The following is a 20,663-nucleotide window of genomic DNA, read 5'->3' on the forward strand; positions in this document are numbered from 1 at the left end:
CTCCTTCAGCGGAACATCAGGAAGTTGAGGAGGAAGACGTTGCACAGCAGCAGCGTCAGGGCGGTGGGGATCTGCGCGCGGATCACCGCGTTCTTGTCCGGCAGCTCCAGCAGCGCGGCCGGCACGATGTTGAAGTTCGCCGCCATCGGCGTGAGCAGCGTGCCGCAGTAGCCCGACAGCATGCCGATCGCCGCCATCACGGCCGGGTCGCCGTGGTACATGCCCACCAGCACCGGCACGCCCACGCCGCCCGTCATCACCGGGAAGGCCGCGAAGCCGTTGCCCATCACGACGGTGAACAGCGCCATGCCGATCACGTAGACCGCGACCGCGAAGAAGCGCACGTCCATGTTGATGTAGCTGGTGGTGATGTGCGCCACGGCCTTGCCCACGCCGGCGTCGGAGAACACCAGCCCCAGCATGCCCAGCATCTGCGGCAGCACCAGCGCCCAGCCCAGCGCGTCGGTCAGGCGGCGCGATTCGCGGATGCCCTGCACCGGCGTCTCGTGCGTGAGGCGGCAGGCCAGCGCCAGCGCCACCACGCAGCCGATGCCCAGGCTCACCAGCGTGGTGTTGCGCGGATCGAGCAGCGGCGTGCCGCCCACGACCAGGTACTTGGCCGACAGGGTGCCCACCATGGTCACCACGGGGATCGCCAGCGCCGGGATGAACAGCCGGTTGCCCAGCCGCCGGGCGCTGTCGAGGTACTGCTGGGGCGTGCGGGCGCGGTGAGCGCCGATGCCCACGCCGCCGAAGGCCGCGATGAGCGCCATGACGATCACGCCGACGCCGACCCACACCGGCGGCACGAGGTCGCCGACCAGGAACACGAGCGAATACAGGCCCCAGAAGAAGGCGCTGGAATAGCGCCGCGTGTGCTGGCGGTCGGCCAGCGTCATGACGGCGGTGATCGCGAGGATCGCGCCGACGAGGTAGTAGAGGTGGACGATGGACAGCGTCATGTCAGGCTCCCTTGTTGGCGGTGGCGGTGGCGGTGGCGGTGGCGGCGGTCGCCGTGGCGCTGTCGGGCGCCGTGGCGTCGGTCCCCAGGGTCGACGGCCCGCCCTCGGCCAGCAGGCGGCCCAGCGAGCGGTCGAGCCGCCACAGCCGCCAGGCGTGGATGGCGAAGGCGCAGACCGCCGTCGGGATGCCCCACAGCGCGACGTGGATCGGCTCGACGTCGATGCCGGCCTCGCGCAGGAAGGTGGTCATCAGCACGATGGCGCCGAAGGCCACGAAGATGTCCTCGCCGAAGAACAGGCCGACGTTGTCGGTCGCCGCGGCGTAGGCGCGCAGCTTGTGGCGCACCTGGTCGGTCAGGCGGCCGTACTTCGCCTCGGCCGCGCCCTCGGCCATCGGCGCGAGCAGCGGCCGCACCATCTGCGGGTGGCCGCCCAGGCTGGTCAGGCCGATGGCCGCCGTCAGCTGGCGCGCGCCCAGGTAGACGATCAGCAACCGCCCGACCGTGGCCGAGCGGATGCCGCTGATCCAGCGCTGTGCGTGCTGGCGCAGCCCGTGGCGCTCCAGCAGGCCGATGACGGCCAGCGGCAGCAGGATGATCAGCGGCAGGTTGCGCGTCTTGATGAAGCCGGTGCCGATGGCCGCGAGGACCTTGTCGGGCGGAAAGTTCGCCGCGAGGGCGGTGACGATGGCCGTGACGATGACGACCAGCATCGGATTGAAGCGCAGCACGAAGCCCGCGATGATGACGGCGACCCCGATCAGGGGCCAGAGGTTGATGGCAGTGGGCACGAACGGCACTCCGGGTTGGATTGGCTGACTGATTCGACCGAGCGGATATCCTGGTGAATCAACGTGTCTGGATTGTTGAACAATCGGATCAGAATCCGGCTGCAATTCGCATGCCAGTTTCTAGGTGCTAACCCGCAACGGGATGGGTCGCCGGCCGGATGCCGTTGCGGGTCTGATACAACCCCTGCGCCTTCCCTGCACCTCCCCGGCGCCGCGCCGCCGCCCTTCCTCCGCCTCCCGCCCGACCGATTCCACCGCATGAGCCTGCCCACGCCCCCTGCCCCCGCACCCCAGACGCTGGCCGAGCGCACCGCCGAGCAGCTGCGCCAGCAGATCACGCAGGGGGAATTCGCGCCGGGACAGCGCCTGTCGGAGCAGTCGCTGAGCGACCGCCTCGGCATCTCGCGCAACACCCTGCGCGAGGTGTTCCGCATGCTGACCCAGGAAGGCCTGGTGAAGCATTCGCTCAACCGGGGCGTGTTCGTCTCGGTGCCCGACATCGCGGCGATCATGGACATCTACCGCGTGCGCCGGTTCATCGAATGCCAGGCGCTGGCGCGGGCCTACCCGTGCCATCCGGCGCAGAAGAAGATGCACGCGCAGGTGGACGCCGCCCTGCGCTGCCGCGCGGCGCTCGACTGGGTGGGCGTGGGCACCGCCAACATGGACTTCCACCGGGCCATCGTCGAGCTCGCCGACAGCGAGCGCCTGAACCAGCTGTTCGCCTCGGTGCTGGCGGAACTGCGCCTGGCCTTCGGCCTGCTGCGCGACCCGGAACTGCTGCACGCGCCCTACGTCGACATGAACGCGACCCTGCTCGCGCTGGTGGAAGCCGGTGATTTCGCGAAGGCCGCGCAGGCGCTGCACGACTACCTCGTGCAGTCCGAACGCATCGTCCTGGCGGTGTATGCCCGGCGCGTCGAGGGCGATGCCCGCAAGGGCGATTGAAGCTGTATAAAGAAACAGTATCATCGCCGGGTTCGACCGCATCGGCCCCGCGTGCCGCGGTCTCACGCCGCCGCGACGGCTCAGGACCTGGAAGTGCCCCACCCATGATCGATACCGACGCCTTGTCCCGAGAAGAGCTGTGGTCCCTGGCGTGCGACTGGCGCCGGCGCGCCCTGCACGGCGACCGGACGGCGCACGGACCGGCGCACGTCTACGAGGCGGCCTACCGGCGGCGCTTCGGCGAACGCACCACGGCCGGCGTGCTCAAGGACCTGCGGCCGCTGGCGGTGCTGGCGGACAAGGGACGCTGGCGCAGCCGCTGAACGGCGGCGACGTGAGGGGTTGCACATCGCCTGCGGCGCGCTGCTCCAAGCGCGCTAGCGATGAGGCGTCAATTCCTGACAAGCGGCCCGGGGCCGCGTCCACACCCTGCGGACAGCAGTTTTTCCAAGGAAACGGTCCCATGAACGAGAGCGTCTATCGCCGCCTCTGCCTGACGTCGGTGTGCGGTGCCATCCTCATCCCGCTCACGATGGCCCTGGTGTCGACCGCCTCGGACGATGCCGCGCCGAACGCGTCCGGCCGCGCCATCGTCGCGTCGGCCACGACCGTCGGCACCGCCGGCACCGCCGTCGCCGCACGCAAGGCCGGCGCGCAGCCGACGCCCCAGGGCGGTGCCAAGACCCCTTCCCGCGATCGAACGACCCACCGATGAGGAGACTTCCATGACGAGCGACACCCCCTCCAAGCAACCCGCGACCGACCTGGCCAAGGAGTCCGCCGCCGGCGAGGAGGACCCGGGCGCGGCCAACGAGATGCAGCCCGTGGGCCCGGGCGACGAGTCGCCGCCGGGAACGCCCGGCACCGCCAAGGGACCGTGTCCGGAGTGCGGCGGGTCCGGCCGGGCGGAGTCGGGCGACCGGTGCCCGGTGTGCGATGGCGTCGGAACCGTCACCGTCAACGTCGGCGACGCCTGAGCCGGCGGCGTGCCGGGTCCGGGCTCAGGATGCCGCGAGGCCGTGCACCAGCCGCTCGAAGAAATCCTCGCCGCCCATCTGCCCGCCCTTGAGGGCCACCTCCAGGCCATCGAGCCGGGGACCGTCGCAGTGCAGGCGGCACAGCGCCACGCCGGGCGCCAGTTGCGCCCGGTAGGACAGGCCCCAGGCATCGAGGGCACGCATGGCATGGCTGGACGTGTCGCCGCCGGCGATGCCCACGCGCCCCGGCCGCACGGCGGCCATCACGCCCGCCAGCACCTCGCCCCCCGCCTCGGCCAGGGCCCGCGCCGACACGCCGGCGTCGCCCGCCGCGGCGCCGCCGGGCGGCACGGTGCAGGCCAGCACGTGGCGGCCGCGCGCCAGCGCCCCGGCGATGGCGCCGATCGCGTCGGCCCGGGCGGACGCGCGCGACACCAGGCTCGGGGCGTCCAGCCACACCTTGTCGAACGAGGGCGCGTTGGCCACCTGGCGCGCCGTCACCGGGGACAGGCTGCCGGCGAACGCCAGCACGGGTCCCTCGGCCGGCGGCACGTCGGCCACCTGCGCGGGCGCGCGCGCGAAACCGGGCGCGAGCGCCTGCACCACGCTGCTCGGGCCGACCGCCAGCAGCGAGGCGGCCGCGATGCGGGGCGCCAGCAGCTCGCCGATGGCGTCCAGATGGGCGTTGTCGCAGACGTCGAACAGCACCGCGTCGGGCGCCCACGACACCAGCGCATCGAAGCCGTTCCGGCGCGCCGGCGCGTCGTGCGCATGGCTGGTGAAGGGCAGCGAGCGCACGTCCGCCAGCCCTTGCGCGGCCAGGTGCAGGCGCAGGTCGGCCTCGTGCATCGGCGTGACGGGGTGGCGGCTCATGGTCGGATGGCGGTCGATGCGGTGCACCGCCCCGCCGCTGCCGGCGGCGGCGAACAGGTGGCCGAAGACGCAGTAGCGCGCGAGGTCGGGCTGGCCGCCGACGATGGCGGCCCAGGGCGTGTCGACCGCGCCGCGCAGGACGTCCACCGCGACGCCGATGCTGCCGATGCCCGGCGCGCTGTCGAAGGTCGAGCAGGTCTTGTAATGCAGCACGCGCGCGCCGAGCCGCCGGAACAGCGCCGCGACGCCCGCGAGTTCGGCGCGCATCTCCTCGGGCGGCATCGATCGCGCCGCGCCGGCGATGCCCAGGCAGTCGAGCGCGCCGGCCGCGTCGAGCCGCGCCGGGGTCGGTGCGCGCAGGAACAGCAGCGTGCGCAGACCGGCGCGCGCGGCCGTGGCCAGCGTGTCGGTGGCGCCGGTGAAGTCGTCGCCGTAGAAGACGATGGCGGGCGACGCGCTCATCGCGCGCCGAAGAAGGCCAGGGCCGCCGCGAGTTCCGGCGCGTCCCGGGCGGCGTCGGCCAGCGCGGTGCCGGCGCGCGCGGCGGCCCAGGCCTGGCGGATGCTCGCCACGCCGGCCGCCGGTCCCATCGGGTGCGCGAGGATGCCGCCGCCGGACATGAACAGCAGGTCGTCGCTGGCGATCGCCGCCCAGGTCGCGGGCACGGTGCCGGCCCACTGCCCCGACGAGAACGCCGGCATGACGCGGTCGTCGAGGCCCTCGGCCAGCGGCGTGAAGCAGTCGCGCGCCGAGGCGATGACCTCCTCGTCGGGCTGGGCGAACTTGCCCTGCAGTCCGTGCACGTGCATGTGGTCGACGCCGGCCAGGCGCCACAGGGTCTGGTAGGCCTGGAACGAGATGCCCAGCAGCGGATGGCGCGACAGCGCGCCGTAGCCGTTGCGGTGCCCGTGCAGCGCCAGCGGGGTGTGCCGGCGCAGGGTCTGGATGCCCGCGTGGCCGCACCAGTTGAGGCTGGCCATCACGCAGGAGCCGCCCTCGCGCTCGACGAGGTCGGCGTGGCGCTTCATGGCGTCGGTCTCGTCGGTGATGTTGAACGCCACCATGACGTGCTTGCCGGTGCGCTCCCGGTGCGCGCGCACCACGGCCATCACCGCCGGCACGCGTTCGGCCAGGGGCGCGTGGTCGGGGTCGGCGCAGATCTCGTCGTCCTTGATGAAATCGACGCCGGCGGCGCACAGGCGCCCGACCAGCTCGGCCGTCTCCGCCGCCGAGAAGCCGACGTTGGGCTTGACGATGGTGCCCACCAGCGCGCCGCTCGCCACGCCCGTGGCGGCGCGCGTGCCGGCGATGCCCGCGCGCGGCAACTCGAAGCGCGCGCGGTAGGCCGCCGGCACGTGCACCGTCTCCAGCCGCAGGCCGCTGACCTCGCCCAGGTCGTAGAGGTTGCCCGCGACCGTGGCCGCAAGCGTGGGCAGGTTGGCGCCGATGTTGGCGACCGGGAACGAGAGCTCGACGCGGGCGCGCCGCCACGGCCCGCGCGCGCCCTTGCGCTCGAGCAGCGCGTTGGACAGGCTGGGCGCCGGCGCGGGTTCCAGCTCGACGATCGACTCGACCGTGGCGCGGGCGCGCGCGCGCAGCGCGTCGGTCTCGCCCTCGACGCGGGCGAAGGTGCCGCACGACTGCTCGCCGGCCATGACCTCGGCCACCCTGGCGGGCGACTCGGGCGTCTCGATGAGGTAGCTGGCGCGGACGCGGTCCATCGTCGGGGCGCTCACAGCGTGGCCAGGTCCGGGAACGGACGCACCGGGTCGGTGGTGCCGTCCCAGCCGGTGGCGGATTCGCGGATCAGGTCGAACATCCGGCCCTTGGGTCCGGCGACCTCCGACAGCTCGATCACCGTGCCGGGGTGGTATTCGGTGTCGAAGTAGATGAAGCGCCCGCGCTCGCCGACCTCGCCGCTCATCTTCGGCTTGAAGCCCTGCGCGAGCAGGCGCGCCACGTCGGCGTCGTAGTGCTGCGTCCAGTAGGCGACGTGCTGCAGCCCGGTGCGCCCGGCGCGCAGGAAGTCGCGGTACATCGAGGGCACGTCGTTGCGGGTCTGGATCAGCTCGACCTGCACGAAGCCCGAATTGGCCAGGGCGACCGAGTTGTGCGGCTCGTAGGACGCGCCGTCGTACTCGTAGTTGACGATCGGCACGCGCGGGTTGTAGTACCACGGGCCGACGCCCAGGGTCTCGCTCCAGTAGGCCATGGCGGCCTCGATGTCGTGCACGACGTAGCCCAGCTGGCGGATCTCTCCGAAATGGCGGCTCATGGTGGTTTTCCGGTGTTGTTGTGGTTGGGTGCGCGAAGGCGGGGAAGGCGGGAAAGACGGGGGGAAGGCGTGAAGGCGGGGCGTGGATCGCGGGCCGGCCTACTTCGCGAGGAAGCCGATCGACAGCCACGGGATCGCCGCGACCAGGACCAGCCCGACCAGCAGCGCGGCCATGTAGCCGCCGATGTAGCGGATGCCCTCGTTGGGGTCGACCTTGGCGACGGCGCAGGCGCCGTAGTAGCCCACCCCGATGGGCGGGGCGAACAGGCCGATGCCCATGGCGAAGATCACGACCATCGCGTAGTGCACCGGGTGCACGCCGGCGGCCTGCGCGATCGGGAACAGGAGCGGGCCGAACAGCACGATCGCCGGGATGCCCTCGAGCACGCAGCCCAGCACCACGAAGGCGACGATGGAGATCGCCAGGAAACCGTAGGCGCCGCCCGGGATGGCGCCCATCCAGCGCGCCAGGTCGGTGGAGAAGCCCGACTGCGTGAGGCCCCAGGCCATGGCGGTGGCGCAGCCGACGATGAACATGATGGCGCCCGAGAGCGACGCGGTCTCCACCAGCATCGGCCGCAGCCGGCGCCAGTCGAACTGGCGGTAGATCAGCAGGCCCGCGAGCACGGAATACACGATGCCGATGGTCGAGACCTCGGTGGCCGTGGCCACGCCCTCGACCACCGCCGCGCGGATGACGAAGGGCAGCAGCACCGCCGGCAGCGCGACGACGAGGAAGCGCGCGATCTGCGCGCCGGAGAAGCGCGCCACCGCGCTCAGGTCCTCCTTGCGGTAGCGCCACCACACCACGCTGCACAGGCACAGGCCCAGCACCAGCGCGGGCACCATGCCCCCGGTGAACAGCGCGGCGATCGACACGCCCGTGACCGAGCCGATGGTGATCAGCACGATCGACGGCGGGATGGTCTCGGTCTGCGCGCCGGTGGCCGCGAGCAGCGCCACCAGGTCGCCCGGCTTGGCGCCGCGCGCCTTCATCTCGGGGAACAGCACCGGCGCGATGGCCGCCATGTCGGCGATCTTCGAGCCGGAGATGCCCGAGACCAGGTACATCGCGCCGATCAGCACGTACGACAGGCCGCCGCGCACGTGGCCCAGCAGGCTGGCGAGGAACTGGATCATGGCCTTGGCCATGCCGGTCATCTCGATCAGCGCGCCCAGGAAGATGAACAGCGGCACCGCCAGCATGATCAGGTGGCTCATGCCCTCGTCCATGCGACCGACCATCACCACCAGCGGCGTCGTGGTGGCCAGCGCCAGGTAGCCGAAGGTAGCCAGCGCGAAGGAGAACGCGATGGGCACGCCGGCGAACACGTTCACCGCCACCACCACCAGGAAGAACACCACCAGGTTGAGCTTGCCGAGCGAGGCGAACACCGGGCGCGCCAGCCAGAAGGCCAGCACCACCAGGGCCACCGCGCCGAGCGTCAGCGCGATCTCGCGCCCGGTGGACAGCCGCGCCAGGCGCAACGCGCCGAACACCACCATCAGCCCCACCCCGACCGGGATGGCCGCCGCGCGCCAGGCGTTGCTGACCTCCAGCGCGGGCGTGACGATGAAGGCCTCGTCGGCGGCGTATTCGTAGGCCGGCCAGATCACCAGCGCGAGGAAGGCGAGCGAGGCGGCGATGGCCAGCGCCTCCAGCAGGCGCCGGGTCGGCGCGGCGACCTTGCCGACCACCGCCGTCATGCGCATGTGCTCGCCGCGCCGCAGCGCCACCACCGCGCCGAGCATCGACAGCCACAGGAACAGGATCGAGGCCAGCTCGTCGGACCAGACCAGCGGCGCGTGGAACACGTAGCGCGCCATCACGCCGGCGAACAGCACGACGATCTCGGCGAGCACCAGCGCCGCGGCGACGGACTCGATCAGCGTGCCCAGCGGCCGGTCGATGCGCGCGGCGACGCCGGCGAAGGGGTTGGCGGGCGCGGCGCCGGCATCGGCGGGCGCGTCGGAGGCGAGGGCGAGCGACATCGTGGACGGCTCAGGCCAGCTTGCCCACGCTCTGCTCGAGCAGGCCCCAGGCCTCGGCGCCGAAGCGGCCCTTCCACTCGGCGTAGAAGCCAGATTCGCGCAGCTTGGCGCGGAAGCTGTCGGCCGTCGGGCGGTTGATCGTCAGGCCCTTGGACGCCAGGTCGGCGACGACCGACTCGTTGAGCTTCTTGATGTCCTCGCGCTGCTTCATGCCGGCCTCGTTGATGGCCGTCGCCACGATCGGCTTGAGGTCGGCCGGCAGCGCGTCCCAGGCGCGGCCGTTGGCCACGAACCAGTAGCCGTCCCAGATGTGGTTGGTCAGGGAGGCGAACTTCTGCACCTCGTAGAGCTTGGCCACCTGGATGATGGGCAGCGGGTTCTCCTGCGCGTCGACGATCTTCGTCTGCAGCGAGGAATACACCTCGCTGAACTGCAGGCTGGCCGGGGCGGCGCCCAGGCTCTTGAACATCGAGATCGACAGCGGGCTGACCGGCACGCGGATCTTCAGGCCGTCGAGGTCCCGCGCCGAGGTCACCGGCGCCTTGGAACTGGTGGTCTGGCGGAAGCCGTTGTCCCACATCTTCTCGAACGTGTAGAGCCGCGTCTTGGCGATGGCCGCGCGCACGTGGGCGCCGAGCCGGCCGTCCATGGCCGACCAGACCTGGTCGTAGTCGGAGAAGGCGAAGCCGATGGCGTTGATGGCCGCGACCGGCACCAGGGTGGCGATGACCAGCGCCGAGGGCGTGAAGAACTCGATGCCGCCGGAGCGCACCTGGGCCAGCATGTCGGTGTCGCCGCCGAGCTGGTTGTTCGGGAAGATCTTGATCTCGACGCGGCCCTTGGTCTCGCGGGCGATGCGCTCGACGGCCTCCTGCGCGCGCACGTTGAGCGGGTGCGTCACGGGCAGGTTGTTGCCGTACTTGTAGGAGAACTCGGCCGCCCGGGCGAAGCGCGGCACGGCCGTGACGACGCCGGCGGCGGACAGGGCGGAAAACGTGCGCAGCGCGCCGCGGCGGGTGATCGAACTCATGGTCTGTCTCCGTTTGAAAATTGATTTCCCTTGATGCCTTTTGATGCATCATGAGGAAAAGGTGTGCGAACGATAGAGACAGCGCGTCGCACCGTCAAACAAACGAAATGATGGTTTTTGATCGATGAGGGTTAACCCCGAAGACGCCGGCGACACCGAACGCCCGGGCGAAACACCGCCGGGGCGGGCGCGCGTGGTCGACATCGCGCGCGCCGCCGGCGTGTCCACCGCCACCGTCGACCGCGTGCTCAACCGCCGCCCGGGGGTGCGCGACGCCACCGTGCAGCGCGTGCTCAAGGCCGCCGGCGCGCTCGACTACCTGCCGGGCCAGGCGCTCTACGCGGCGCTGGCGCCGCCGCCGCTGCGCCTGAGCGTGCTGCTGCCGGCCGGCACCAACCGCTTCATCCGCATGCTGGGGGACATGGTGGGCTACTCGCACGAGCACTGGGCGCCCTTCAACGTGCGCTGCCGGGCCGAGTTCATCCGCAGCTTCGACCCGCACGAGCTCGCCGCCGCGCTGCGGCGCCACGGCCGGCGCGCCGACGCCATCGCGGTGATGGCGCTCGAACACCCGGCCGTGCGCGAGGCGGTGGCCGAACTGGCGGCGCAGGGCGTGCCGGTGATCACGCTGATCTCGGACCTCTCCAACTCGCCGCGCGTGGCCTACATCGGCCTGGACAACCGCGCCGCCGGGCGCACGGCGGGCTACCTCATCGGGCGTTTCCTCGGCGGGCGCGGCGCCCAGGTCGGTCTCATCGCCGGCAGCCTGAGCTACCGCGCGCACGAGGAACGCGAGGCCGGCTTCCTGCACGTCATCGACGAGCTGTTCCCGCACCTGTCCGTGCTGGGGCTGCGCGAGGGCCACGACGACGCCGAGCAGAACTACCGCCAGACGCGCGCCCTGCTCGAGCAGCACTCCGAACTCGGCGGGATCTACAACATCGGCGGGGCCTCCGACGGCGTGGCGCGCGCCCTCAAGGAGGCCGGCCGCGACCAGAAGGTGGTCTTCATCGGCCACGGCCTCACGCCCGACACGCGCGCCCTGCTGATCGACGGCAGCCTGGACGCCGTCATCACGCAGAGCCCGCATACCGCGCTGATGAACTGCGTGCGCATCTTCACCAACCTGCGCGACGGACGCGAGGCGCTCGGCGGCGTGGAGAACACGCGCAGCCAGGTCATCTTCCGCGAGAACCTGCCCTAGGCCGGGCCGGCCGCCGTCCGTGCGGCGCTTCGCCGTGCGGTGCCGATGCGGCCGCGTCCCCACGACGAATGCGAACTTTCGACGCCTAGCGCAAATCCGCATGTACACTTGCTAATGAGAACGGTTGTCATTCCTATTAGCGTTATAGGTATTTCGTCCTCCTGACCGCGCATCGCACTGCCTACGTGGTCTTTCGCCTTCGCGAGTTCGTCGGACCCTGTCCGGATTGCGTCAATTTCCTTTTTTCTGCCGCCGCCATCGCGCCATCGCTTCCATGCATTCCTCCCGTCCCGCCCCGCTCCCCGCCCATCCCCCGTTCGCCGCCCGACCGCTCGCGCGCCGGCTGCGCCAGGGCCTGGGCGCCTGCCTCGCCCTCGCGGCGGCCGGCGCCGCCGCGCAGACCGCGGCCACCGGCATCACCACCGACGCCAACCTGAAGGAGGTGGTCGTCACCGACCAGGCCGAGGCCATCGGCGGCCTGCAGAAGACCTACGCCGGCGGCCAGTTCGCGCGCGGCGGCAGCCTGGGCATCCTGGGCATCACCGACCTGATGAACGTGCCCTTCAGCACGACCAACTACACCGCCGAACTGATCGAGAACCAGCAGGCGCGCAGCGTGGCCGACGTGGTCATGAACGACGCCTCGGTGCGCCCGCTGACCTCGCGCGGCGGCTTCGGCGACGACTTCCAGATCCGCGGGTTCACCGTGCCCAACGGCGACATCGGCATCAACGGCCTGTTCGGCCTGTCGCCGACCACGCGCATCCCGGTGGAGATGATCGAGCGCGTCGAGGTGCTCAAGGGCCCGGGCTCGCTGGCCAACGGCGTCGGGCCCAACGCGAGCGTCGGCGGCAGCATCAACGTGGTGACCAAGCGCGCGGGGGACATCCCGCTCACGCGCCTGACCACCACCTACATGGGCGAGTCGCAGTTCGGCGCGCACGTGGACGTGGGCCGCCGCTTCGGCGAGGACAACCAGTGGGGCGTGCGCGTGAACGGCGTGCTGCGCGGCGGCGAGGGCAACATCGACGGGGGCAACCAGAAGCTGGGCCTCGCCACGCTGGGCCTGGACTACCTGGGCACGCGGCTGCGCTGGTCGCTCGACGCGCTGAGCAGCCGGGGCGACACGCGCGAGTTCCGCCCGCAGACCTCGTTCGCGGCGGGCATCACGCGCATCCCCGAGCCGCCGTCGGCGCGCCTGAACTTCTATCCCGGCACGCAGCTCAAGGACAACGTCAAGACCACGATCTCGCGCCTGGAATACGACGTCAGCGACACCACCACGGTCTACGGCAGCGTCGGCTACACCGACGTCGACTACCAGCAGACCTTCCCGAGCGGGCGGCCGAACTCGCTGGGCAATTTCGCCGTCTCCAACGCCTACTACGACTACTTCAGCAAGACCACCGCCGCCGACGCCGGCGTGCGCACGCGGTTCTCCACCGGCGGCGTGCGCCACACGCTGGCCGTGGGCGTGAACCTGCTCGACCAGGAGTCGGGCTTCCTGTACGTGACGACGCCGCCCTCGGCCAGCGTGCCGTCCAGCCTCTACAACCCGTCGGCGCTGCCGGCCGTCACGGCCGCGCGCACGCCGCCGGTCAAGGCCGGCGCGCTGCGGCAGTCGAGCGTGGTGGTGGCCGACACGATGGCGTTCGCCGACGACCGCGTGCTGCTGACGCTGGGCGCGCGCGACCAGACGCTGGAGCAGGAATCGTTCTCCCAGACCACCGGCGCGACCACCAGCCGCTACAAGTCCAGCGCCATCTCGCCGCTGGCCGGCCTGGTCGTCAAGGCGACGAACAACGTCTCGCTCTACACCAACTACACCGCCGGCCTGGTGCGCGGCGGCACGGCCGGCGCCGACACCGCCAACGTCGGCGAGACCTTCGCGCCGCAGAAGTCCAAGCAGAACGAGGTCGGCGTGAAGGTCGACTGGGGCACCCTCACCACGCAGGCGGCGCTCTACCAGATCAAGCGGCCCAACAGCCTGATCGACCCCGCCACGCGCATCTACAGCTTCGGTGGCGAGCAGCGCAACCGGGGCCTGGAACTCACGGCCTACGGCGAGGTGCAGCGCGGACTGCGCGTGATGGCCAGCGCCGCCTTCAACGACGCCAAGCTCACCCGCACCGCCGGCGGCGTGAACCAGGGCAACGACGCCGCCGGCGTGCCCGACCGCACCTTCAACCTGGGCCTGGACTGGGACACGCCCTGGGTGCCGGGGCTGAGCCTGAACGGCCGGGTGATCAACACCTCCTCGGTCTACGCCGACGCGCAGAACCGCCTGAGCGTGCCGGCCTGGACGCGCCTGGACCTGGGCGCGCGCTACGTGACGCGCGTGGCCAACAAGCCCGTCGTCCTGCGCGCCAACCTGGAGAACGTGCAGAACAAGAACTACTGGGTCACCAGCACCTACGTCACCGTCGGCGCGCCGCGCACGCTGATGCTCTCGGCCTCGGTCGACTTCTGAGCGCGCCCCGCCGCGCCAAGGATCAACCCCTCATGAATGCCATCCAACGACCCGCCTCGCGCGCCTTCGGCGTCCTCGGCGTCCTCTCCCTGCTCGCCGTCCTCGGCAGCGCCCAGGCGCACCAGATCTGGATCGAGCAGCCCGCCGGCGGCAGGACCGCCGTCGTGCGCTTCGGCGAATTCGGCGAGAACCTGCGCGAGACGTCGCCCGGCTCGCTCGACAAGTTCGTCCGGCCGACGGCCACCCTGCTGTCCCCGCGCGGCGAACGGGCGGTGCCGGCGCGCCGGACCGCCGACGGCTTCGCGCTGCCCTTCGGCGCCGCCGACGGCGAGGGCATCGTCGCCGAGGACCCCGACTACCCGCTCTACGCCTGGAAGCAGGGCGACCGGGAGACGCAGAACCGCTACCACCCGGCCGCCCGCCTGGTCACGCGGCTCGCGCCGCAGCCCCCGCGCCTGGCACTCGACCTGGTGCCCATCGACGCCACCGGCGGCTTCCGGCTCTACTTCAAGGGCGAACCCCGGCCCAAGACCAAGGTGACGCTGGTCACGCAGTCGGGCTGGGCCAAGGAGGCCCAGACCGACGCGCAGGGCCAGGTGCGGTTCGACCTGCCCTGGAAGGGCACCTACGTGGCCGAGGTGAGCGTGAACGACCGCGCGGCCGGCGAGCGTCCCGGCGCCAACGGCCCCGAGGCGTTCGAGGGCACGAGCTACGTGACAACGCTGACCTACGTCAAGGCCACCGGCGTGGCGCCGATCCCCGCCGGAGCGCCCGCGACGCCGCACCCGTGACCGGCCGGCTTTTCCGGCGCGCGCGCGCCGCCGGGCCGCTCGTCTCGCGCATCGTGGCCGCCGTCGCGGGCGGCTACGCCCTCGCCGCCCTGGCCAGCGTCGCCCCGCTCGCACTGCCCGTGAGCCGCCCCCAGGCGGTGCTCGCCGGCATGCTGGCGAGCTTCGCGGTCTACGCCGGGGCGGTGGTGTGGGTGTTCGCCGTGCGCAGCGCGCGCCGCGCCTGGACCGGGCTGATCGTGGCCGCCGCGCCGCTGCTGGCGGCGGCCTGTTCGGTGTGGTTCGCGGTCCCGGCGCCATGAAGACGCCCGACCTCCTCACCGCCATGCCCGAGCCCACCCCCGCCCCTTCCTCCGTCCCATCTCCCGCCCCCGGCGCGTCGACGCAGCCCAGGCCGCGCGGCATCCGCCAGACGATGTCCGAACTGCACACCTGGACCGGCCTGCTGCTGGGCTGGGTGCTCTACGCGATGTTCCTGACCGGCACGGTCAGCTACTTCAAGGACGAACTCTCCCGCTGGGCGCGGCCCGAGGTGCCTCACCAGGCCGCCGTGCCCGACCCCGCCGTGGCCGCGCAGCGCGTGGCCGACGAGCTCGCGCGCGTGGCGCCAGGCAGCGCGCAGTGGAGCCTGCGCATGCCCGACGCGCGCAATCCCGCGGTCGCCGCGTTCTGGCGCACCACGCCGAGCCAGCCGGGCGCCCGGCGCAGCTTCGCCGAGGGCAGCTTCGACGCGGCCACGGGCGCGCGCGTGGCCGGGCGCGAGACGCTGGGCGGCGAGTTCTTCTACCGCTTCCACTTCCAGTTCCACTACCTGCCGGTGCTCTGGGGCCGCTGGCTGGCCGGCGCGGCGGCGATGTTCATGCTGGTGGCCATCGTCAGCGGCGTGATCACGCACAAGAAGATCTTCATCGACTTCTTCACCTTCCGCTGGGGCAAGGGCCAGCGCTCCTGGCTCGACGCGCACAACGCGGTGTCGGTGTTCGGGCTGCCGTTCCACCTGATGATCACGTACACCGGCCTGGTCACCCTGATGGCGATGTACATGCCCTGGGGCGAGCAGGCCGCCTTCAGGACGCCGGCGGAGCGCCAGCAGATGACGCGCGAACTCAACGCCTTCATCCAGCCCGGCCGGCCCAGCGGCACGGCCGCGCCGCTGGCGCCGGTGGACGCCATGGTGCGCCAGGCCCAGGGGCGCTGGGGGCCGGACGACGTCGGCCGCGTCACCGTCACGCACGCCGGCGACGCGGCGGCGCGCGTGGCGATCGCGCGCGGCGACCCGGGCCGCGTCTCGACCAGCCCGCAGTACCTGCTGTTCGAGGGCGCCACCGGCCGCCTGCTGGAGACGCACGACCGCGTCGGTCCGGCCGCCGAGACGCGCGGCGTGATGATGGCGCTGCACATGGGGCGCTTCGGCGACCTGTCGCTGCGCTGGCTCTACTTCGCCGTCGGCCTGGCCGGCACCGCGATGGTGGGCACGGGCCTGGTGATGTGGACCGTCAAGCGCCGCGCTAGGCTGGCGCGGCCGGACCGCGTGCACGTCGGCTTCCGGGTGGTGGAGCGGCTCAACGTCGCGGCCATCGCCGGGCTGTCGATCGCCATGACGGCGTTCCTGTGGGCCAACCGGCTGCTGCCCGCGTCGCTGGCCGGGCGCGCGGACTGGGAGGTCCACGCCTTCTTCCTGGCCTGGGGCGCCTGCCTGCTGCACGCCGCGTGCCGGCCGGCCCGGCGCGCCTGGATCGAGCAGCTCGGGTTCGCCGCCGCCGCGCTGGCGCTGCTGCCGGTGCTCGACGCGGTGGTCGCGCACCGGCCACCGTGGCGCAGCGTGGCCGAGGGCGATGGGGTGTTCGTCGGCGTCGCCCTGGTGGCGTGGGCGTTCGCCGGTCTGCACGCCGTGCTCGCGCTGCGCGCGGCCCGCCACCGTCCCGTGGTGCCGGCCGGCCGACGCGCCCCGGCGTCCGCGCCGGCGCCGGGGCGGTCCGGAGGCCGCCCCGCATGACGCACGCGCTGCTGCTGGCGACCGGCGTGGCCGGCTTCGCGGCGCTGGCGCTCGCCACCGGGCGCCAGCAGGAGGAACTGCTCGGCCGGGCCCTGCCGGGCCGCGCGACCCGGGTCCTGCGCGCGGCCGGCTGGGGCCTGCTGGTCGCCGCGCTCGCCATCGCCGTGCGGGCCTGGGGCTGGGGCTTCGGCCTGGTGGCGTACAGCGGCCACACCAGCCTGGCCGCCGGCCTGGTGTACGCCGCCGCGCTGGCGTGCGCGCGCCGGCGCTCGGACGCCGCGCGGCGCGGCTCCGGCCGCCGCCCGGACTGACGCAGGCGCCCGCCGGCGCGCTCAGCCGCCGGGCCCGGCGGGGCCCCGGTGCAGCAGCAGGGCCTTCAGGTTCGCCACGCCCAGCCGCCGGAACGCGCGGTACTGGTGGGTGCGCACCGTCGAGAGGCCCACGTCCAGCGCCCGTGCCGTCTCCCTGGCGGTGCGGCCGGCCAGCAGGTGCGCGACCACCTCCCGCTCGCGCCGGCTGAGCGCGGACAAGGGCAGCGCCGCCCCGGGCGCGACGGCCTCGCGGGCGCGCGCGGCGGCGCGCCCGTGGGCCGCGACGGCGTCGGCCAGCAGCGCGGCGTGGGCGCCGAGGCGCTCGAAGTCGGCGGCGTCGAACACCGGCTGCGCGAGGCTGCGGTAGAACCCGACCGCCGAGCGTTCGCCCGTGGGCAGCAGCGACAGCACCGACGCCCGCTCGCGGATGCCCACGTCGTCGTAGCAGGCGACCCGGTAGGCGGCGTCGGCGAGTTCGTCGCCCCGGTGATGCCCGATCCAGCGCTGCGGCGACGCGGGCAGCGCCCGGGCCCCCAGCCAGACCATGTGCGGGTCGCGGCGGTCGAAGCGCGCGGCGATGTAGCGCGCCGCCGTCTGCTCGGCCGCGCGGCCGTAGCTGCTGGCGGCCGACACGGTTTCCAGGCGGCCCGCCGCGTCGACCGAGAACACCGTGCAGAACGTGACCGGCAGCACGCGCTGCATCGCGCGCAGGCAGCCGGCCGCCAGCGCCGGGGTGCCGATGCCCGCCATCACGTCGGCCACGACGTCCGCCGGCAGGGGTTGGGTGGCAGCGCCGACGCGCCAGCGTTTCATGGGAAGGGGTGCGCCCGGAAGGTGGAATCGAGGGAGGCGGAACGGAAGGCACGGACGCCCGTGGGAGCGCCGGATGCGGGTAAGCACCTCCTGCCAAGTTAGGACATCGCGGCGGTCGGGTCATCGGGAAAATCCCGTCCCATGACGACCGACACCGAAGCCCGCAACGCCGCCGACACCACCGCCCGGGCGGCCACCGCCACCGCCATCACCGTCCCCGGGGCCCGCGCCGGCGGCGCGGCCGAGGGCCCCCTGCCGCCGCCGGCCGACGCGGGCGCGCCGCCGCCGTCCGTGGGCACCTTCCACTACACGCGCCACGCGCCCCGCACGCCGCCGCTCGAAGGCGGCCGCGAGCCCGGCCGGCATCCGGTGGTCGTCGCCGGCGCCGGCCCGGTCGGCATGGCGCTGGCGCTGGGACTGGCCGACCACGGCGTGCGCAGCGTGCTGCTGGAGGCCGACGACACGGTGTGCGTGGGCAGCCGCGCGATCTGCGTGTCGCGCCGCAGCCTGCAGATCGTCGAGCGGCTCGGCGCGCTGCCGGGCTTCCTGGCCAAGGGCCTGCCGTGGTCGGTCGGCCGCAGCTTCTACCGGACCGACGAGGTGTTCCGCTTCGAGATGCCCGCCGATGCGCGCCAGACCCTGCCGCCGATGGTCAACCTGGCGCAGTACGACATCGAGCAGTGCCTGCTCGACGCCATCGAGCGGCGCAACGCGGCCGAGCCCGGCCTGATCGACCTGCGCTGGGGCACGGAGGCGACGGCGCTGGCGCAGGACGACGACGGCGTGACGCTCGCGGTGCGCAACGCCCATGGCGCCTACACGCTGCGGGGCGCGTGGCTCGCGGCGTGCGACGGCGGGCAGAGCTTCGTGCGCCGGTCGCTGGGCCTGGGCCTGGAGGGCGCGGCCTACGAGGGCCGCTACCTGATCGTCGACATCGAACTGCCCAGCGCCTACCCGACCGAGCGCCGCGCCTGGTTCGACCCGCCGTGGTATCCGGGCGGCACGGTGCTGATGCACCGCCAGCCCGACGACATCTGGCGCATCGACTACCAGCTGCGCGCCGGCGAGCGCACCGAGGACGCGATGCGGCCCGAGGCGGTCGCGGCCTTCGTGCGACGCCACCTCGACGCCATCGGCGAGGGCCACCTGCCATGGCGCTGCGTCTGGAATTCGGTCTATCGGGCCGGCGCGATGACGCTGGCGGACTATCGCCACGGCCGCGTCCTGTTCGCCGGCAACGCCGCGCACGCGATGCCGATCTTCGGCGTGCGCGGGCTGAACTCCGGCTTCGACGACGCCGACAACCTGGCCTGGAAGCTGGCCCACGTCGTGCGCGGCCTCGGCGGCGACGCGCTGCTCGACAGCTACTCGCGAGAACGCGTCGCGGCCTTCCACGTCAACGCCGAGAGCGCCATGCGCAGCACCGAGTTCATGTCGCCGCCCTCGCGCGGCTTCGAGCTGATGCGCGAGGCGGCCCTGTCGCTGGCCGGGGCGCACCCGGCCATCGCGCGGCTGGTCAACCCGCGCCAGACCGAGGCCGTGCGCTACGCCGACTCGGCCCTGTCGAGCACGGGCGACGCGCTGCCCGGCGGGCCCGTGCCCGGCGAGGCGATGCCGGGCTTCGCGCTGGCCGGCGGCCACCTGGCGCAGGGCGACGGCGGCGCCTTCGTGCTGTGGGTGTTCGCGCCGCCCGGCGTGCCGGAACCGGCGGCCGACGCGCTGGTGGCGCGGGCCCGTCGGAGCGCCGGCCCGGGCCTCGCGCTGAGCGTGCGGCGCGTGCGCGACGCCGACGCCGGCCTGCTCGCGGCGCTCGGCGCCACCGAGGGCGCGGTCTACCTGCTGCGCCCCGACGGCCACGTCGCGGCGCGCTGGCGCCGCGCCACGGCCGAGGCCCTGGCCGCCGCCCTGCGGCGCGTCACCGCCACCGCCACCACCACCCCCGACACCGCCGACCTCCGCCCCCGACACCGCCGACCTCCGCCCCCGGGCGCACCACCCATGAACACCCTCGACCCCGAAGCCCGCGACCGCCTCTACGCCGAACTCGCGCACGCCGTCACGGCGGCGGGCACCGAGCGCGAACCGCTGTTCCTCGCGCGCCTGGCCCTGCTGCTGTTCGAGCGGGTCGGCGACGAGGCCGCGTGCCGCGAAGCGCTGGCCGACGCGCTGCGCGAGCTCCCCGTACCATCGCTTTCCGCCATTCGAACCACCAACGGAGACTGAATCCATGCACCGTCGAACCCTCCTGGGCGCGCTCGCCTCGGGCACCGCGCTCGCCGCCGCGCCCTTCGCCCGGGCCCAGGCCGCCTACCCCGACCAGCTCGTCAAATGGGTCGTCCCCTACCCGGCCGGCGGCGGCACCGACGTCATCGCGCGCACGCTGGCCGAGGCCATGCGCGCCACGCTCGGCCAGCAGATCGTCGTGGACAACCGCCCCGGCGCCGCCACCAACATCGGCGCCGACCTGGTCGCCAAGAGCCGGCCGGACGGCTACACGATCATGTCGGCCGACAACGCCGTGCTGGCCTTCAACGAGCACCTGTTCGGCCGCCTGCCGTTCGATCCGCAGAAGGACTTCAGCTACATCGGCGCGATCGGCAAGTTCCCGCTCGCGCTGGTCGTGAACCCGGACTTCCCGGCGCGCGACTTCAGGGAATTCCTCGCCTACGTGAAGGCCAACCCCGGCAAGGTGAACTACGCCTCGCCGGGCAACGGCTCGCCGCACCACCTGTCGATGGAGATGTTCAAGAACCGCACCGGCACCTTCATCACGCACATCCCCTACCGGGGCGCCGCGCCGGCCATGGCCGACGTGATGGGCGGCCAGGTCCCCTGCATGTTCCTGGACCTGGCCTCGGGCCTGCAGATCATGAAGAGCGGCAAGGTGCGCGTGCTGGCGATCGGCTCCGGGGCGCGCAGCCGGCTGCTGCCGGACGTGCCGACGCTGGCCGAGGTCGGCGTGCGCGACAGCGAGGTGTTCGCCTTCCAGGGCCTGCTGGGCCCGGCCGGCCTGCCCCGGGCCGTGGTCGACAAACTCAACGGCGACCTCAACCGGTCCTTCGGCACCGCCGCCGTGCAGAAGCGCTTCGAGGACATCGGCATGGAGGCCATGCCCGGCACGCCCGAGCAGTTCTTCGCCCTGGCGCGCGCGGAGTCGCGGCGCTGGGGGCCGGTGATCAAGGCCACCGGCGTGAAGCTGGACTAGGCGGCCGCGCCGTCGGGGCGGCCGGCCGG

Annotated in this window: 19 protein-coding genes and 1 pseudogene; 12 read left to right on the forward strand and 8 right to left on the reverse strand. The window is 72.8% G+C overall.

What is annotated here, in order from left to right; genetic code table 11:
- Positions 1-5 precede the first annotated feature (5 nt).
- Positions 6-962 (reverse strand): DUF979 domain-containing protein, encoded by a 957-nt coding sequence (locus NF681_20760; protein UST56040.1) that lies wholly within the window; start codon positions 960-962, stop codon positions 6-8.
- Position 963: 1 nt separating this feature from the next.
- On the reverse strand, positions 964-1,752 hold the full coding sequence (locus NF681_20765; protein ID UST56041.1) for a DUF969 domain-containing protein: 789 nt from the start codon (positions 1,750-1,752) through the stop codon (positions 964-966).
- A gap of 258 nt (positions 1,753-2,010) precedes the next feature.
- Here NF681_20765 and NF681_20770 point away from each other — a divergent pair, with 258 nt between their 5' ends.
- From NF681_20770 to NF681_20785, 4 genes are all read left to right on the forward strand, one after another.
- Positions 2,011-2,700 (forward strand): GntR family transcriptional regulator, encoded by a 690-nt coding sequence (locus NF681_20770; protein UST56042.1) that lies wholly within the window; start codon positions 2,011-2,013, stop codon positions 2,698-2,700.
- Positions 2,701-2,804: 104 nt separating this feature from the next.
- Complete coding sequence (locus NF681_20775; GenBank protein UST56043.1) at positions 2,805-3,023, forward strand: hypothetical protein; 219 nt, start codon at positions 2,805-2,807, stop codon at positions 3,021-3,023.
- 140 nt (positions 3,024-3,163) lie between these two features.
- The gene (locus NF681_20780; protein ID UST56044.1) at positions 3,164-3,415 is read left to right on the forward strand and encodes a hypothetical protein; all 252 of its coding nucleotides are present in this window, start codon (positions 3,164-3,166) and stop codon (positions 3,413-3,415) included.
- Between the two features lie 10 nt (positions 3,416-3,425).
- Positions 3,426-3,677 carry a hypothetical protein gene (locus NF681_20785; protein ID UST56045.1) on the forward strand — a complete coding sequence of 84 codons (252 nt, stop codon included), beginning with the start codon at positions 3,426-3,428 and terminating at the stop codon, positions 3,675-3,677.
- Between the two features lie 24 nt (positions 3,678-3,701).
- Here NF681_20785 and NF681_20790 read toward each other — a convergent pair whose 3' ends face one another.
- The 5 genes from NF681_20790 to NF681_20810 all read right to left on the reverse strand — a co-directional run bounded on the left by NF681_20790 (position 3,702) and on the right by NF681_20810 (position 9,847).
- Positions 3,702-5,012, reverse strand: coding sequence for a four-carbon acid sugar kinase family protein (locus NF681_20790; protein UST56046.1), 1,311 nt, complete (start codon positions 5,010-5,012; stop codon positions 3,702-3,704).
- Complete coding sequence (locus tag NF681_20795) at positions 5,009-6,271, reverse strand: ribulose-bisphosphate carboxylase large subunit family protein (protein UST56047.1); 1,263 nt, start codon at positions 6,269-6,271, stop codon at positions 5,009-5,011. Before NF681_20795 ends, NF681_20790 begins: the two co-directional genes overlap by 4 nt.
- A gap of 11 nt (positions 6,272-6,282) precedes the next feature.
- Complete coding sequence (locus tag NF681_20800) at positions 6,283-6,825, reverse strand: VOC family protein (protein UST56048.1); 543 nt, start codon at positions 6,823-6,825, stop codon at positions 6,283-6,285.
- Positions 6,826-6,924: 99 nt separating this feature from the next.
- Positions 6,925-8,817: a TRAP transporter large permease subunit gene (locus tag NF681_20805; GenBank protein UST56049.1), complete on the reverse strand. Its 1,893-nt coding sequence runs from the start codon at positions 8,815-8,817 to the stop codon at positions 6,925-6,927.
- A gap of 10 nt (positions 8,818-8,827) precedes the next feature.
- On the reverse strand, positions 8,828-9,847 hold the full coding sequence (locus NF681_20810) for a TRAP transporter substrate-binding protein (protein UST56050.1): 1,020 nt from the start codon (positions 9,845-9,847) through the stop codon (positions 8,828-8,830).
- 124 nt (positions 9,848-9,971) lie between these two features.
- On the opposite strand from NF681_20810, the gene NF681_20815 reads away from it, so the two are divergent.
- The 6 genes from NF681_20815 (at position 9,972) to NF681_20840 (ending at position 16,616) form a co-directional block, all read left to right on the forward strand.
- Complete coding sequence (locus NF681_20815; protein ID UST56051.1) at positions 9,972-11,051, forward strand: LacI family DNA-binding transcriptional regulator; 1,080 nt, start codon at positions 9,972-9,974, stop codon at positions 11,049-11,051.
- A gap of 274 nt (positions 11,052-11,325) precedes the next feature.
- Positions 11,326-13,521, forward strand: a complete 2,196-nt coding sequence (locus NF681_20820) for a TonB-dependent siderophore receptor (GenBank protein UST56052.1) — start codon at positions 11,326-11,328, stop codon at positions 13,519-13,521.
- Positions 13,522-13,553: 32 nt separating this feature from the next.
- Complete coding sequence (locus NF681_20825; protein UST56053.1) at positions 13,554-14,312, forward strand: DUF4198 domain-containing protein; 759 nt, start codon at positions 13,554-13,556, stop codon at positions 14,310-14,312.
- Positions 14,309-14,611, forward strand: a complete 303-nt coding sequence (locus NF681_20830; protein UST56054.1) for a DUF3649 domain-containing protein — start codon at positions 14,309-14,311, stop codon at positions 14,609-14,611. The genes NF681_20825 and NF681_20830 overlap by 4 nt, the downstream gene beginning before the upstream one ends.
- Before the next feature lie 113 nt (positions 14,612-14,724).
- A complete protein-coding gene (locus NF681_20835) occupies positions 14,725-16,305 on the forward strand; it encodes a PepSY domain-containing protein (GenBank protein UST56407.1) in 1,581 nt (526 codons plus the stop codon).
- A complete protein-coding gene (locus tag NF681_20840; protein ID UST56055.1) occupies positions 16,302-16,616 on the forward strand; it encodes a DUF3325 domain-containing protein in 315 nt (104 codons plus the stop codon). The genes NF681_20835 and NF681_20840 overlap by 4 nt, the downstream gene beginning before the upstream one ends.
- A 21-nt stretch (positions 16,617-16,637) precedes the next feature.
- Here NF681_20840 and NF681_20845 read toward each other — a convergent pair whose 3' ends face one another.
- The gene (locus NF681_20845) at positions 16,638-17,429 is read right to left on the reverse strand and encodes a helix-turn-helix transcriptional regulator (protein UST56056.1); all 792 of its coding nucleotides are present in this window, start codon (positions 17,427-17,429) and stop codon (positions 16,638-16,640) included.
- Between the two features lie 252 nt (positions 17,430-17,681).
- Here NF681_20845 and NF681_20850 point away from each other — a divergent pair.
- Together NF681_20850 and NF681_20855 are read left to right on the forward strand one after the other, a co-directional pair.
- Positions 17,682-19,343, forward strand: a pseudogene (locus tag NF681_20850) (FAD-dependent monooxygenase).
- Between the two features lie 313 nt (positions 19,344-19,656).
- A complete protein-coding gene (locus NF681_20855) occupies positions 19,657-20,634 on the forward strand; it encodes a tripartite tricarboxylate transporter substrate binding protein (GenBank protein UST56057.1) in 978 nt (325 codons plus the stop codon).
- Positions 20,635-20,663: the final 29 nt, after the last annotated feature.

This window comes from Comamonadaceae bacterium OTU4NAUVB1, assembly GCA_024372625.1.
Classification (GTDB): Bacteria; Pseudomonadota; Gammaproteobacteria; order Burkholderiales; family Burkholderiaceae_C; genus Variovorax.

What these genes read in the sequence shown, in the direction of transcription:
- NF681_20760 (UST56040.1), bottom strand. Translation starts at nt 962, where the DNA reads ATGACGCTGTCCATCGTCCACCTCTACTACCTCGTCGGCGCGATCCTC.
- NF681_20810 (UST56050.1), bottom strand. Translation starts at nt 9,847, where the DNA reads ATGAGTTCGATCACCCGCCGCGGCGCGCTGCGCACGTTTTCCGCCCTG.
- NF681_20770 (UST56042.1), top strand. Translation starts at nt 2,011, where the DNA reads ATGAGCCTGCCCACGCCCCCTGCCCCCGCACCCCAGACGCTGGCCGAG.
- NF681_20795 (UST56047.1), bottom strand. Translation starts at nt 6,271, where the DNA reads ATGGACCGCGTCCGCGCCAGCTACCTCATCGAGACGCCCGAGTCGCCC.
- NF681_20785 (UST56045.1), top strand. Translation starts at nt 3,426, where the DNA reads ATGACGAGCGACACCCCCTCCAAGCAACCCGCGACCGACCTGGCCAAG.
- NF681_20825 (UST56053.1), top strand. Translation starts at nt 13,554, where the DNA reads ATGAATGCCATCCAACGACCCGCCTCGCGCGCCTTCGGCGTCCTCGGC.
- NF681_20815 (UST56051.1), top strand. Translation starts at nt 9,972, where the DNA reads ATGAGGGTTAACCCCGAAGACGCCGGCGACACCGAACGCCCGGGCGAA.
- NF681_20790 (UST56046.1), bottom strand. Translation starts at nt 5,012, where the DNA reads ATGAGCGCGTCGCCCGCCATCGTCTTCTACGGCGACGACTTCACCGGC.
- NF681_20780 (UST56044.1), top strand. Translation starts at nt 3,164, where the DNA reads ATGAACGAGAGCGTCTATCGCCGCCTCTGCCTGACGTCGGTGTGCGGT.
- NF681_20775 (UST56043.1), top strand. Translation starts at nt 2,805, where the DNA reads ATGATCGATACCGACGCCTTGTCCCGAGAAGAGCTGTGGTCCCTGGCG.
- NF681_20840 (UST56055.1), top strand. Translation starts at nt 16,302, where the DNA reads ATGACGCACGCGCTGCTGCTGGCGACCGGCGTGGCCGGCTTCGCGGCG.
- NF681_20845 (UST56056.1), bottom strand. Translation starts at nt 17,429, where the DNA reads ATGAAACGCTGGCGCGTCGGCGCTGCCACCCAACCCCTGCCGGCGGAC.
- NF681_20855 (UST56057.1), top strand. Translation starts at nt 19,657, where the DNA reads ATGCACCGTCGAACCCTCCTGGGCGCGCTCGCCTCGGGCACCGCGCTC.
- NF681_20835 (UST56407.1), top strand. Translation starts at nt 14,725, where the DNA reads ATGTCCGAACTGCACACCTGGACCGGCCTGCTGCTGGGCTGGGTGCTC.
- NF681_20820 (UST56052.1), top strand. Translation starts at nt 11,326, where the DNA reads ATGCATTCCTCCCGTCCCGCCCCGCTCCCCGCCCATCCCCCGTTCGCC.
- NF681_20800 (UST56048.1), bottom strand. Translation starts at nt 6,825, where the DNA reads ATGAGCCGCCATTTCGGAGAGATCCGCCAGCTGGGCTACGTCGTGCAC.
- NF681_20805 (UST56049.1), bottom strand. Translation starts at nt 8,817, where the DNA reads ATGTCGCTCGCCCTCGCCTCCGACGCGCCCGCCGATGCCGGCGCCGCG.